Source organism: Glycomyces amatae (assembly GCF_020991375.1).
Taxonomy (GTDB): Bacteria; Actinomycetota; Actinomycetes; order Mycobacteriales; family Micromonosporaceae; genus Glycomyces; species Glycomyces amatae.
Genome location: NZ_JAJLQZ010000003.1, coordinates 236031 through 250459 on the forward strand (window position 1 = coordinate 236031; position 14429 = coordinate 250459).

General features: G+C 72.3%; 6 protein-coding genes. 2 read left to right on the forward strand and 4 right to left on the reverse strand.

Going from position 1 to position 14429, the window contains the following annotated elements; all coding sequences use genetic code 11:
- Positions 1 to 10 precede the first annotated feature (10 nt).
- Genes LO763_RS06270 through LO763_RS28770 form a run of 4 tightly spaced genes read right to left on the reverse strand, consistent with a single transcriptional unit; the run spans position 11 to position 9623 of the window.
- Positions 11 to 1309, reverse strand: a complete 1299-nt coding sequence (locus LO763_RS06270; RefSeq protein ID WP_230601108.1) for an ABC transporter substrate-binding protein — start codon at positions 1307 to 1309, stop codon at positions 11 to 13.
- A gap of 49 nt (positions 1310 to 1358) precedes the next feature.
- Positions 1359 to 4001 (reverse strand): beta-L-arabinofuranosidase domain-containing protein, encoded by a 2643-nt coding sequence (locus tag LO763_RS06275; protein WP_230601109.1) that lies wholly within the window; start codon positions 3999 to 4001, stop codon positions 1359 to 1361.
- On the reverse strand, positions 3998 to 5500 hold the full coding sequence (locus tag LO763_RS06280) for a family 43 glycosylhydrolase (protein WP_230601110.1): 1503 nt from the start codon (positions 5498 to 5500) through the stop codon (positions 3998 to 4000). Before LO763_RS06280 ends, LO763_RS06275 begins: the two co-directional genes overlap by 4 nt.
- A 25-nt stretch (positions 5501 to 5525) precedes the next feature.
- On the reverse strand, positions 5526 to 9623 hold the full coding sequence (locus LO763_RS28770; RefSeq protein WP_255671881.1) for a discoidin domain-containing protein: 4098 nt from the start codon (positions 9621 to 9623) through the stop codon (positions 5526 to 5528).
- A gap of 281 nt (positions 9624 to 9904) precedes the next feature.
- Here LO763_RS28770 and LO763_RS06295 point away from each other — a divergent pair, with 281 nt between their 5' ends.
- A complete protein-coding gene (locus LO763_RS06295) occupies positions 9905 to 10933 on the forward strand; it encodes a LacI family DNA-binding transcriptional regulator (RefSeq protein WP_230601111.1) in 1029 nt (342 codons plus the stop codon).
- Positions 10934 to 11091: 158 nt separating this feature from the next.
- A complete protein-coding gene (locus tag LO763_RS06300) occupies positions 11092 to 14361 on the forward strand; it encodes a phosphodiester glycosidase family protein (RefSeq protein ID WP_230601112.1) in 3270 nt (1089 codons plus the stop codon).
- The last annotated feature ends 68 nt before the right edge of the window (positions 14362 to 14429 follow it).

Here is a 14429-nt window from a genome sequence, read left to right on the forward strand (position 1 = left end):
CAGTTTTGTCCTAACTCGACAGGGAGGCCGTGACGCCCTCGTTGAGGGCGGCCAGGTCGGCGCCCGCGTCGCCGTAGATCATCTCGCGGACCAGCGCGAGACCGGGCCCCTGCGGGTCGTTGAAGGTCTGCCCGAAGTTGAGCGAGTAGGGGGTGCGCCCGACCTGGACGAGGTCGTTCATGACGACGGCGTTGGAGTTGGCGGCGTAGTACTCGTTGTCGGCGAGGTCGGTGCGGGCCATGACGTCGCCGTTGGCGGCGAGGATCTCGACCTGCTGCTCCTCCTCGAGGCTCCAGCGCAGGAAGTCCCAGGCCTGGTTGGGGTGCTCGGAGTTGGCGCTGATGCCGATCGAGTCGCCGCCGACGAAGGTCGACTCGCCGCCGTCGATCCCGGGGATGGGGGCGACGCCGATGTCCAGGTCCTCGGGCATGAGGCCGAGCATCGTGGAGGGCATCGGCATGACGCCGATGTTCCCTTCGGGGAAGTGGCCGGTCCAGGTCGCGCCGGTCTCCTCGTTGTGGCCGGGGGCCACGACCTCGTCCTCGACCAGGCCGCGGTAGGTCGCGAAGAGCTCCGCCGCCTCCGGTGAGTCCAGAAGGGACTCGGTGCCGTCCTCGTTCAGGGCCTCCGCGCCGGAGGCCCAGATCGTGGGCCACCACGTGAACACGAAGCAGCCGCCGCAGTTGCCGCCGAAGAAGGTGCCGTTGACGTCGCCGCCGAGGGCGTCCACGGCGCGGGCGTGCTCGGCGAACTCGGCGAGCGTCGTCGGCGGGGCCTCGGGGTCGAGTCCGGCCTGCTCGTAGAGGGCCTTGTTGTAGAACAGGACCGAGAGGTCGAGGGTGTGCGGGACGAGGTACTGCCGGTCGTCCACGGTGCCGACGTCCAGGTGCGAGGGCGCGAGGGCGTCGGCGAAGTCGAGGGCGGCGATCCGGTCGGTGATGTCGAGGTAGGCCCCGGCGGTGGTGAAGTTCGGGGCGAACACCACGTCGAGCGCGAACAGGTCGGGCAGCTCCTGGTTCCCGGCGGCGGTGCCGACGCGGGTCTGGTAGTCGTCGGTGGGGATGACCGAGAGCTCGATCTGGTTCTCGTGGCTCGCGTTGTAGGCGTCCACGAGGGCCTGCGACTGGGCCTCGGTGGCGGCGCGGGTCCACATGGTGAGGGTGGTGCCGTCGTCGACGCCTTCGAGGACGACCTCCTGGTCGGCGGCGCCGTCGCCGCCCTTGCCGCTGCACGAGGCGGCGAGCAGTACGGCGGCGCTGGCGACGACGGCGGCCCTGGCCGCGCGTCTCGTCCGGTCGGGGATTCTCATTTCCGGCTCCTTACGGATAGGGATCAAGGGGTTGGGGTCGGGCGCGGGCTCAGCGCCGGCGCCAGTACAGGTGGTACGGCTCGCGGTTCCCGAGGTGGAAGGGCGCGAAGGTGTAGCCGTCGGCGGTGAAGTGGAGCGGTTCGCCGGTGGGTTCGAACGCCTCCAGGTCGTCGCCGACGGCGAGGTCGACGAGGCCGGTGGCGAGGTCGTCGCCCACGGCCTCGTGCCGGAGGGCGAGCAGGGTCGGTCCGCAGTAGACGGATTGGATTCCGGGGTCGTCCAGGGCCGCTTCGGTGTGGAGGCGCAGCGGCATGGCGACGTCGACCTTGTCGCCGCCGCGCCACTGGCGCTCGATCACCGCGTAGGCGCCGGGAGCGGCGTCCACGTCCTGCTCGCGGCCGTTGACCTCGACGCGGAACTCCTCGGCCCAGGTGGGGACGCGGAGTTTCAGGGCGAAGCGGGCGCGGCGGCGGGCGCGCACCTTCAGGCGGGTCGCGCCCTCGAACGGGTAGTCGGTGGTCTGCTCGACGGTGACCCCGCGCTCGGACCAGTCCAATGTGGAGTGAATGTAGAGGTTGACGTGGAGCGATTCGCCGTCGGCGGCGGCGAAGTACACCGAGTCCTGGTACTTGGTGTGGTTCTCCATGCCGGTGCCGCCGCAGCAGGTGCCGGTGTTGCCGTAGTCGCGCCACCGGCCGGGGCGCACGGGCGCGAAGTAGGTGACCTGGGGGTCCTCGGTGCTGCCGGCGTCGCGGCGCGAACCGAGGACCTGGTTGTACAGGGCCCGCTCGTAGTACTCCATGTACTTCGGGTCGCCGGTGTGGAAGTACAGGTTCCGGGCGAGCTTGAGGAGGTTGTACACGCAGCAGGTCTCGGCGTGGTTGGGGTCGTTCGGGTACTGCCACAGGGAACCGGCGATCACGCCGCGGGCGCGGAAGATCTCGCCGACGCCGGTGCCGCCGTGGGCGTAGGCGCGGTGGGGCACGACCATGTCCCAGAAGTTCGCGGCGGCCGTGAGGTACTGCTCCCCCGCTCCTTGCTCGTACATGCGCAGGTAGCCGGTGAACTGCGGGATGTGCTGGTTGGCGTGCTTGCCGTCGAGGAGGTCGGTGCCCGCGGCGGTGGCCTCCAGGAGCGCGGTGTTGTCGAACAGCCTCGCGGTCTCGAGGAACTCGGGCCGGTCGGGGTGGAGGGCGGCGAGGGCCGCGAGGGACTCGTTGACGCCGCCGTACTCGCCCGCGATGTAGATCGACCACATGCGGTCGCGGCGCTCGCGCGGCAGCCGCGAGAGCCGGGAGTGGATCCACTCGCCCATGCCGGTCGCGAGCTCCAGGGCCGTCTCGTTCCCGGCGAGGCGGTGGGCGTCCAGGAGCCCGGCCATGATCTTGTGGCAGGTGTAGTAGGGCGCCCAGATCCCGGCGTTGCCGCCGTACGTCGCGAACTCCTCGAGCCGCAGGAACTGGGTCTCGGGGTAGGCGGCGAGGAAGCCGGGGTGGCGGTCCTGGGGTCCGGCGAGGCGGGCGTCGCGCCCGTTCCCGGAGGCGTCGGCGCACACCGGGCCGGGCTCGTCGTCGAAGCGGTAGGCGGCGACGTCGCCTATGGCGCCGTCGCCGGCGGCGAGGGCCGCGACCGCGCCGGCGTCGAGCGCGGCGCTGAAGACGTGGCACTCGTCCACGTCGGCCTGGAGGTACTGGACGCTCCCTTGCGGGAACTGGCCGCGGCCGATCCAGTTGGCCGCGGTGGCGCCGAGGTCGGCGGGGGTGAGCGAGACCGGGCCGGAGGCCGCGGCCGCGCCGTCGACGTACAGGACCGCGGTGGCGCCGTCGAGGGTCACCGCGAGGTGGACCCACTCCCCGGTCGGCAGCGGCGCGGTCGCGGTGACGCGCTGCTCCTCCGCCGCGCCGCCGGTGGTGATGGCGAAGCGCGGGAACGGGTTCGCGTCGTCGGCCCGGATCGTGAGGCACAGGTGGCGGTCGGCGTCGGCGCCGAAGTCGAAGACCTTGACGCCGTTGGCGAGCGGCGCCGGGTCGGCGTTCGGGTCGGGGAGCCGCGAGCGGTCCGGGGCGCCGGGTCTGATCCAGAGGGCGACGGTGAGCGCGTCGAGCCCGTCGACGAGTCCGGCCGGGAGCGCGAGGTGCTCGGCGTGGCCCAGGGGCGAGCCGGTCAGGCGAACGGCGGTGCCGGTGCGGCCTTCGACGCGCGGCGCGGGTTCGGCGGCCGCGGCGGCGAACGCGTCGCGGCATTCGGCGAGCCCTGCGACGAGGTGGTCGAGTTTGCGCTTGTAGGCGCGGCGGCCGGTGCTCGCCCAGGCCTGGGCGAGCATGGTCAGGAAGTGGCCGCTGTAGTGGCCGCGCAGGTAGCCGGTGGCGTTGTCCCAGCTGCCGGGCGGGGTCGCGCCCTCGGGGTTGGGGAGCCCTGCGGCGGCGCGGAAGTTGCAGAGCATCCGGTCGGGACCGGCAAGTTCGCCGCGGTCGGCCTCGTAGCCGAGCGCGTAGTCCAGCATGCGGTCGCGTTTGGCGGTGAAGACCGAGTCGTCGAGGGTCACCTCGTCGAGGCCGAAGGGCCGGGCGGTCCAGGAGTCGGGCGCCCCCGGCGCGGCCGCGGCCGCGCCGGGGAGGAGGGCGGTGACGGCCGGGGCGGCGGTCGCCAAAGCGCCCAGTCGGAGTGCGGTTCTGCGGGTCAGATGGTTCATGAGGCGCCTCCTGCGGTCTGGACCACCTGCTGCATGGTCCCGTCGGCGTTGAAGTGGAGTTCGTCGATGGCGACCGAGCGGCGGAAGTTCCCGCCGCCGGGGGCGTCGGCGGTGTGGTAGACCATCCACCACTGGCCGTCGAACTGCTCGATCGCCGGGTGGTTGGTGGTCGAGGTGACCTGGCCGAGCACGACCCCGCGGTGGGTCCAGGGTCCGGCCGGGCTCGAGGCCGTGGCGTACCGGATGCAGGCGTAGGCCGAGTCGGTGACGCAGCCGGAGCCGCCGTTGGAGGCGTACGCCATGTAGTAGGTGCCGTCGCGTTCGAACATCCAGGGGGCCTCCCAGAAGTCGGTGAGGCCCTGCGGGGTCGTGACCGCGCCCGCGAGCGAGGTCATGTCCTGGTTCAGCCGCACCATGCGCGGCTGCCAGTAGGAGCCCCAGTACATGTAGATCCGGCCGTCGTCGTCGATGAAGACGGTCGGGTCGATGTTGAGCGCCGAGGAGTTCGGCGTCGAGTCGGCGATGAGCGGGGCCCCGATGGCGTCCTCGTAGGGGCCCAGGGGGTCGTCGGCGACGGCGACGCCGATGTTCATCCAGCCGTTGTCGGTGGCGCCATCCACGGAGACGAACCAGTAGTAGCGCCCGTCCGGCCCCTGCTCCACTTCGGAGGCCCAGGCGTTCGCGCCGGCCCAGTCGAACACGTCGAGGGAGAGGACGGCGCCGTGGGCCTCCCAGGCGTCGGGGTCGTTGTCGGGCGCGGTGGAGGAGAAGGCGTGCCACTCGTCCATCACGAACCCCTGCTGGCCCGGTGCGGCCTCGTCGCGGCCGGTGAAGACGTACATGGTGTCGTCCGCGACCAGGGTCGCCGGGTCGGCCGTGTAGATGTCGGTGACGATCGGGTTGCCCGACTGGGAGCCGGAACCGGAGCCGTGGACCCGCCATTCGAGGACGCCGACCGAGGCGGCGCCGCTCTGGAGGACCGCGCGGACCGCGGTGGTGGTGACCGGGTCGAAGGACACGGTGTTGAAGCGGTTCGCGGCGGTGCCGTAGGCGCCGTCGGCGCTCATGGGCGTCCAGGTGGAGCCCGCGAGGTACTGGAGGCTCCAGCCCGCCGGGACGCGGACCCCGTCGGGTCCGCCGTCGTAGGAGTCGTCGAAGAAGTAGATGTCCGAAGAGGACACCGTGACGGGCCGGCTCCAGGACAGCTGGACCCACTGCTCGCCGGTCTCGGGCCAGGTGCCCCAGCGCGGGTTGGCGGTGTCGTTCGAGCCGGGCGGGGCGATGCCGTCGTTGATCGCGGACACGGTCTCCCAGGAGGAGGTGTAGGAGGCGCTGGGGGTCGCCGAGAGGGCGAGGTTCGCGGTCTGGGCCTGCGCGGGGACGGCGGCCTGGAGGGTCCAGGCGAGGGCCGCGGCCAGGGCGAGGCCGAAGGCCTGCCGCAGCCGTTTTGCGCTCAGTCGTCTCGTACTCGGCCGTCTCGGGTGCTTGATGGTCTGCATGGCTGACTCCTTGTGCCGGTGGGAGTTACGCGATGACGGTGACGACGGCTTCGGCGGCGAGCACGGTGCCCGCCACGGTGCCGCGGACGGTGAAGGTCCCCGGTTCGGCGTAGGCCGAGGGGTCGATGTCCTCCCAGGTGACGGCGGTGGTGACGTTGTCCTTGGAGCCGTCGTTGTAGACGGCGGTGACCGTGTCCGGGAGGGAGGGCGCGGTGCCCGCGGGAGTGGTGACGGCCTCGGACTCCAGGGCGGTGACCTCCACCTGGTCGTGGAGTCTGACGTGGACGGTGGCGTGGGCCGGGAGGGCGAGGCCGGTCACGAGCCCGCCGACCTCGACCGCGGTGGCGGGCTCGGCCACGTCGTCCTCGGTGAGCGGGCCCCACACGACCGGGAGGTCGAGCCGCGAGCCGTCGGCGTACACGCAGGTGACCGTAGGCGGCAGGTCCGGCACGGTCCCGGCGGTGGTGGGCTGGTGGACGGCCCGGACGCTCTCGGGCGCTTCGGCGAAGGCCTTCCACTCCAGGACGCCGACGCTGGCGCCGCCGCTCTGGAGGACGGCCCGCAGCGCGGTGGTGGTGACGGGGTCGAACGCGACCTCGTTGTACCGGTCGGTCCCGGTCCCGTACGCGCCCTGGGCGTCGACGTCGGTCCACTGGTCGCCGTCGCGGTACTGGAGCTTCCAGGAGGCGGGGGCGAGCACGCCGCCGCCGTCGTCGAAGAAGTACATGTCGGAGGCGTTCAGGCGGACGGGCGTGTCCCATTCGAGCTGGACCCACTGCTCGCCGGTCTCGGGCCAGGTGCCCCAGCGCGGGTTGGTCCCGTCGTTGGAGCGCGGTGGATCGATGCCGTCGTTGACGGCGGCGGCGTTCTCCCACGGGGAGGTGTAGGAGGCGGTGGCGGTGGCGGAGAGGGCCGCGTTGGCGCGGTCGTCGGGCGCGGCGACCTCGACCTCCACGGTGGACTCGGCGTCGGCCGCGCCGTCGGACGCCGCGAGCCGGAGCGTGTACGCGCCCGGTTCGGTGAACGTGGCGACGGTGCCGGAGGCGGACGGATCGGCGAAGACGACGTCGCCGGGGCCGTCCACGGCCGTCCACTGCGCGGTGAGATCGCCGTCCAGAGGCAGGCCGTCGTCCTTGACGGTGCCGGTGAGCAGCGCCTGCATGGGTTGGCGGAAGGCGAGGTCCTGGCGCGCCAGGGCGTAGGGGGCGGTGTTGTCCGGCGGGTCGGCGTCGTGGCCGGTGCGCCGGACCTGGACCTCCTTGAGGCCCGTGGCGTGGCCGTCCCGGTGGTCGAGGAGGATCCGGACGCGGTCGGTCTCGACCTCGGGGAACTGGACGAGGTTGTAGTTGGCCTGGGGCACCGCGGGGGTCTTGGCCTGGTCCGGGACGGTGACCCAGTCGGTGCCGTCGTGGTACTGGACCTGGTAGACCGCCGGTTCGGCCAGGCCCGTGGGCGAGCGGTCGCGGTAGAAGTAGAGGCGGACCTCGTCCACTTCGGCGGTGTCGCCGAGATCGACCTCGTACCAGTCGGTCTCGTCGCCGGACCCGTCGCTGCTCCAGACGGGGTCGCTCCAGGTGGCGCCGTCGACGGCGGCCGCGGGGTCGGTGCCGTCGGCGGTGGACGAGGCGGTGGCGGGCCGTCCTTCGGCGAGGTTCCCGGCGTCGCCGAGGAGGTCGGCGCCGGCCTTGGCGAAGACGTCCACGACGCGGCCGTCGAGGGCGACGTCCTCGGGGGCCGAGAGGTGCTTCATCTTGTGGGACTTGAGGGTCCGGCCGCCTTCGGCGAGCTCGACCTTGCCGGTGTCGGGGTCCCAGACGGCCGGGACGAGGCTGTCGAGGGTGAAGGCGCGCTTCCCGTCGATGTGGACGGAGTAGCCCTCGGGGACGCCGGGGTAGTGGTCGGTGCCGTCGCCCGGCTCGTCCCAGGTGATGGTGAGGTCGGCGTCGCGGTAGCGGAGGTCGTTGACGGTGAAGTGGTCCCAGCCGATGTCGATCGGCGAGAGCTCGATCTTGTCGTCGGTGCGGGGGCGCAGGCCCGCGACGTCCTCCACATAGGTCCAGATGCTGGAGCCGAGGGTGGTGTGGTGGATCCAGGACCGGTAGTCGATGGTCTCGGTGCCGGGGTTCCAGTCCGCCCAGAACTCGTTCGAGTCGGGCCAGGCGGTGTCGCCGCCGATGTAGGTGGACCAGGCGTTCCAGTAGAGGAGCCGCTTGTAGTCCTCGGTGGTGATCGCGTCCGAGTCGTAGTCGCGCAGGACCGAGGAGAAGAGCCTGAACTGGACGGTGGAGTTGATCTGGGAGAAGTTGTTGGAGCCGGGGTTGCCCTGCTCGGCGGCTTCGGCCTTGTCGGCCTGGTTGGCGGTGTAGAAGGGGAAGACCGGGTACTCGGACGGGTCGCCGAACAGGCGCAGCGCGTCGGTGTAGGGCTCCTCGTTCGGGACGGCGCCGACGGAGAACGGGTAGTAGTTGTTGATCTCCTTCCACGGCACGTGGTCGCCGGAGTCGACGTGGACGTGCTCGAACAGCCCGGTGTCGGGGTTCCAGAGGACGTCGGTGATGGCGTCCCGGATGGTCTGGGCGAGCTCGCGCATCTCTTCGGCCTTGGCCGTGTTCCCGGCGAGCTCGTACGCCTCGGCGGCGGCCAGGGCGCCCGAGTACTGGTAGGCGGACTCGGCGCGGTCGAGGGCGCCGTCCCTCCAGTGGAAGGACACGGCGTCGGCGTCGTTGCCGGTCATGGCACCCCAGTCGTACTCGATGAGGCCGTTGCCGTTGGAGTCGAAGGTCTCCAGCTGGCCCCGGACGTCGCCCTCGGCGTAGCGGGCGAGGTTCTCGGCGATGTCAGTGGGCCCGCCGTGGACCTGGTAGGAGCGCCAGGCGGCCTCGGCGATGTACTGGGCGTAGGAGTTGGACCAGTTCTCGGGGTCGCCGGGGTTGTCCATGAAGCGGCCGCCGCCGGAGGACTCGCCGGTCGAGACCCAGGGCCCGTAGGAGTAGGCGGGGTCCCTCAGGTACTTCAGGTCGTCGATGAACATCGGGACGGTGAGGGCGATGGCGTTGTTGTAGCCGGTGACGCCCTCGATGGAGGTGGGGAACTGGAAGTCGTTGCCGGGGATGTCCGCGTCGAGGTAGTTGTAGCGCATCAGCCACCAGCGGTAGTAGACGAACTTCTCGTGGGCCTCGTCGGGGAAGTCCATGTAGGGGAGGTTGTCGGCCCACCACTGGTTGTAGGTCTGCACGTGCTCGGCGAAGGCGTCGGCGGGGTCGGCGGCGCGGTAGCGGTCGTACTCGGTGCGCGAGGCGGGGATCTCGTCGGCGACCATGCCGAGCTGGACCTTGACGGTGGCCGATTCGCCTCGGGCGAGTTGGAGTTCGCCGGTGAGGGCGCCGCCGGCGCCGTTTTCTACAGCGGGGGTGAGGCCGGTGCCGGAGAGGCGCGGGAAGACGGTGGTGAGGCGCTCGCCGCGGGAGTTCTGGACGTCGAGGACGCCGGTGAGCTCGTCCCCTTCGGCCCGCCAGGCGAAGTCGGACTCGACGCGCAGCGGGACCGCCGCGGCGGGGCCGTCGTTGCGGACGGTGACGTTGGCGACGGCGGTGTTCTCGTGGGTGATGAACTTCTGGACCTCGGCGGTGAGGTCGCCGCTCTCGTGGACGCTGCTCCAGTGGCTGGGGGTCTGGCGGCGCTCGTCGACGACCTCGGTGAAGCCGCCGTCGCCGATGTCCACGGTGAACCCGTCGGTGTTGGAGGCGCGGTCGAAGTAGGGGTCGTAGTAGGCGAACTGGCCGCCGAAGCCGATCACGTCGGGGTCGTGGACGCGCATGAGGACGGCCCGGCCGCGGGTCATGAGCCACTGGTCGCCGGCGGGGTCGGCGCCCTCGCGGGCGAGGAGGCGGTCCATCCAGAAGTCGGTGCCGTCGGCCTCGGCCTCGAACATGGCCGGCATCATGCCGTCGAGGTCGTAGGGGACGGGCTCCGGAGGGACGGCGTCGCCGCCGGTGAACTCGGGGTAGCCGATGGTCTGCTGGGCCGCGGCGGGGCCGGCCTGGACGGTGAGGGCGCCGGCGAGTCCGGCGATGAGAGCGATAACAGCGGCGAGGAGCCGGGTGGCCGGGGGGCGTTGCGACATTGCGAGCCTCCGAGTGGTTCGGTGCGCGGGGGTGCGCCGAGGTGCCGAAAGCGACCGAAAACCTTTTCGGTACGTTCGTCGCCAACGATGCTAGAGGTCGTGGCCACGCGCTGTCAATGCATCGAACACAGTCAATTCTTAGCAGGTCTCGGAGCTGCGGTGCCGTCGACCGAAAGTCGGTGCGGCGGTGTTTCCGCCCGTGGACTACAGTCGGATCCCAACGCACCGAAACGACCCCCGGCGACGATCCGAAAGCATCGGCGCCGACGAAGGAGGACGACGTGGCCAGGTCCCCGGCACCGCGCGGCACGCGCGCCGCCACACTGTCCGACGTGGCGAGGCTGGCGGGCGTCTCCGTGGCCACCGCCTCCAAGGCCCTCAACGGCCGCAACCACGTCCACGCCCAGACCCGCGAGCGGGTCCTCGAAGCGGCCGCGCAGCTGTCCTTCTCCCCCAACTCGCTCGCCCGGGGCCTGCTGGCGGGCCGCACCGGCACCGTGGGCCTCCTGACCTCGGACCTGGTGGGCCGCTTCAGCCTCCCGATCCTCATGGGCGCCGAGGACGCCTTCGGCGCGGGCCAGGTCTCGGTCTTCCTGTGCGACGCCAGGGGCGACGCGATCCGCGAGCGCCACCACGTGCGGGCCCTGCTCAGCCGCCGGGTCGACGGCCTCATCGTGGTCGGCTCCTCCACCGACCCCCGGCCGCCCCTGGCCGACTCGGTGGACGTGCCGGTCGTCTACGCCTACGCGCCCTCCGAAGACCCCGAGGACCTCTCGATCGTCCCCGACAACGTCGGCGCCGGCCGCATGGCCGTGGAGCACCTGCTCGCCTGCGGGCGCACCAGGATCGCGCACATCAGCGGCGACCGCCACTACAGCGCCGCGCGCGACCGCGTCGAGGGCGCGCGGGCCGCGCTCGAGGAGGCCGGCGTCCCGCTGGTCGGCCAGGTCGCCTACGGCACCTGGGAGGAGGGCTGGGGCCGCGCCGCGGCCGGGATGCTGCTGGACCGCGACCCGGATGTGGACGCCGTGCTGTGCGGCTCCGACCAGGTCGCCCGGGGCGTGCTGGACACGCTCCGGGACCGGGGCCGCCGCGTGCCCGACGACGTCGCCGTGATGGGCTTCGACAACTGGGAGGTCATGACCTCCGGCGCCCGCCCGCATCTGACCAGTGTGGACATGAACCTGGAGGACCTGGGCCGGACCGCGGCCAGGGCCCTGTTCGAGTCGCTCGACACCGAGCACGGCAAGGGCGTCCGCACCGTCCAGTGCCGCGTCGTCCCGAGGGGGTCGACCGTCCCGGACGCCTGATCAGTGGCGCGTGTTCACCAGTGGGACTCGAGGCGATCACCGGGGTTCGCCCAGAATTTGGCGATTATTTTCGTGTTTTGGCCTTCCCGTGTAGCTGATTTTCATGGGATCTTGGACGGGACCCTGCACCGCCACTCCCCCGAAGGCCAGGTCCCATCGTGCGCAAGACCCCCTGGATCCTCGCGGCCCTGCTGGCCGCCGGCGCCGTCGCGCCGCCCGCCGCCGCCCAGGAGGCGGTAGGCGAGGCGATCACCGTCGACGCCGACACCGCCCTGCTCGCCCCCGGCGTCACGCTCGAGTCCTCCGACCGGTGGGAGGACCAGGGCTGGCTGCGCGCCGACGCGGCCACCGTCGACCTCACCGCCGACGTCCGCGCCGCGTACGTCTCCCCCGGGTCGGTCGCCGAGGCCGCGCCGGTCCGCGACCAGCTCGGCGGAGTCGACGACGTGGTCCTGGCCTTCAACGCCGACTTCTTCGACATCAACGACACCGGCGGGGCCGAGGGCGTCGCCATCACCGGCGGCGAACTGGTCAAGTCCGCCGACACCGGCACCGCGAACACGCTCGGCTTCGACGCCGAGGGGCGCGCGGCGATCGAGCCGATCGGGTTCACCGGCACCGCCGTCAGCGGGTCGCACACGTTCGACCTCCACGGCCTCAACACGACCGAGCTGCCCGCGGACGGCATCGGCGTGTACGACGCGAACTGGGGCGAGGCGAGCCGCGCCCGCGTCACCGAGGGCGCCGCCGACATCGTCGAAGTGACCATCGTGGACGGCGTCGTCGCGGCCGTGACCGACGCGCCCGAGGCCGGGCCCATCGCCGAGGACGCTCTCGCGCTCGTCGGCCGCGACGCCGGGGCCGAGGCCCTCGGAGCACTCGCGGTCGGCGACGAGGTCGCAGTGGACTACGCGCCCTTGGTCGAGGGCGAGGTCCCGCAGACGGCGGTCTCGGGCCGCCAGGTCCTCGTCGAGGACGGCCGGATCGTCCCGCACGACGACCGGACCCGCCACCCGCGCACCGCCGTCGGCGTCTCCGAGGACGGCGCCACCCTGTACGTCGTCACCGTGGACGGCCGCCAGGCCGCCAGCGGCGGGTACAGCCTCGACGAGCTCGCCGAGCAGCTGCTGGCGATGGGCGCCCACGACGCGCTCAACCTCGACGGCGGCGGCTCCTCCACGCTGCTCGCCCGCGCCCCGGGCACCGACGACCTGGTCGCGGTCAACAGCCCCTCGGACGGCACCGAGCGGGCCGTGGGCAACGGCCTGGCCCTGACCGTCCCGGCCGGGGACGGCGACGCGGACGGGTTCGCGGTCGCACCGCAGGCCCCGTTCGCGCCCGGCGCGATCGAGGGCGCCGACTACGACCGGGTCTTCCCCGGGCTGACGCGCCCGCTCTCGTGGGCGGCGCACGACGACACGCTCGCCCCGGCCGAGGCGACGCCGCGCTGGCGGACCTCGCCCTCCTGGTCGGGCCATGTGGACGGTGACGCGGTCTTCCACGCCGGGTACCTGCCGGGCACCGCGACCGTCACCGCCCGGTCCGGGAGCGCCGCCGGCGCGACGGAGCTGACGGTGCTCGGGCCGCTCGCCGCGATCGCGCCCTCGCAGCGACTGCTCTCGCTGCCCGAGGCCGGGGCCGAGGCCCCGTTCCAGCTCATCGGGACCGACGCGGACGGCTTCACCGCGCCGATCGACCCGGCGGACGTCGCGCTCGAGTACGACGAGGACCTGTTCGCGATCGAACCCGACGGCCTCGGCGGCTTCACCCTCACGGCGGAGGCCGCGAGCGGATCGGGCACCGTGGCGTTCACCGTCAAGGGCCGGACGACGGCGCTCGCCGTCACGGTCGGGCTCACCGAGCGGACCGTCGCCGACTTCAGTGACGCATCGCAGTGGACGTTCACGGCGGCGCGGGCGACCGGGTCGGTGACGCCCGGGGCGGGGCACGACGGCGAGGGGCTCACGCTCGCCTACGACTTCGCGCAGTCCACCGCCACCCGCGCCGCCTACGCGTGGCCGCCGGCGGGCATCGCCGTCGAGGGCCAGCCGCAGCGCTTCGGGATGTGGATCGAGTCGCAGGGGAACGGCGAGTGGCCGTCCCTGCACCTCAAGGACGCGGCGGGCACCGACGTGGTGCTGCGCGGCGACCACTTGAACGAGCCGGGCTGGCAGTGGGCCGAGTTCGACGTGCCCGCGGGCGTGGACTACCCGGTCGCCGTCCACCGCTTCTACGTCGCCGAGACCAGGCCCGACGCGGCCTACCAGGGTGAGATCACCATCAGCGGCCTCACCGCCTACACCGCACCCGATGTCGAGGTGCCGGATGAGGAGGCGCGGCCCGACCCGCTGGTGGCCGACGGCCTCGACGGGGCCGACTGGACCTTCGCGGTCATGTCGGACGCGCAGTTCACCGCCGAGAACCCCGACGGCCCCATCGTCGAGTCGGCCCGCCGCACGCTCCGCGAGATCGCGGCCTCCGACGCGGAACTCCTGATCGTCAACGGCGACCTGGTGGACGAGTGCGAGAGCGACGACCTCGCCCTGGCCGAGCGGATTCTGGACGAGGAGCTCGGCGACGGACCCGACTGGGTCTACGTGCCGGGCAACCACGAGGCCATGGGCTGCGACGTCGAGGACTGGTCGGCGGTGTTCGGCCCCGCCCACCAGGTCTTCGACCGCGGCGGGACCCGGTTCGTCACGCTCGACACCTCGGGGCTGACCATCGCCGACGGCGGCTGGGACCAGGTCGCGATGCTCCGCGAGGCGCTCGACGAGGCCGCCGCCGACCCCGCGGTCGACTCGGTCGCCGTGGTCGCCCACGTGCCGACGAACGACAAGAGCCCGCAGGCCGCGAGCCAGCTCGGCGACCGGCTCGAGGCCGAGGTGGTGGAGCGCTGGCTCACCGGGTTCGAGGCCGACAGCGGCAAGGAGGCGCTCTACATCGGCGCGCACGCCGGCTACTTCGACGCCTCCCGCGTGGACGGCGTGTCCTACTGGGTGAACGGCAACTCCGGGAAGGCCCCGTCGAGCACGCCGGAGGAGGGCGGGTTCGTCGGCTGGACCGAGTTCGGCGTCGGCGCCGACACCGGCTGGTGGGACGAGGAGCCGTTCACCGCCGTGGTCCGGCCGCAGGTGGACGAGCTGGCCGTGGACGTCCCGGACCTCGCGCCCGGCCAGACCGTGGTGGTCGAAGCCGAACTGGCGCAAGGCGGTTCGACGATGCCGGTCGCGTATCCGATGGGCGTCACCTGGTCCGGTTCGAACGTCCACATCGGCGAGCACCCGCCCGGGCCGCTCTCCTGGTGGTTCTACGACGCGTGGTTCGACCCCGAGACGCGGGAGCTCTGCGCCTGGCGCGGCGGCGCGGTCGAGCTGACCGCCACCGTCAACGGCGTCGAGGCGAGCGACACGGTCACGATCGGATGAGCCGGGTACGCGCCTCGGCGTAGCCGCGAATACGCGGCCGCGCCGACGCGCGGCCCGGGCGCCGCGAA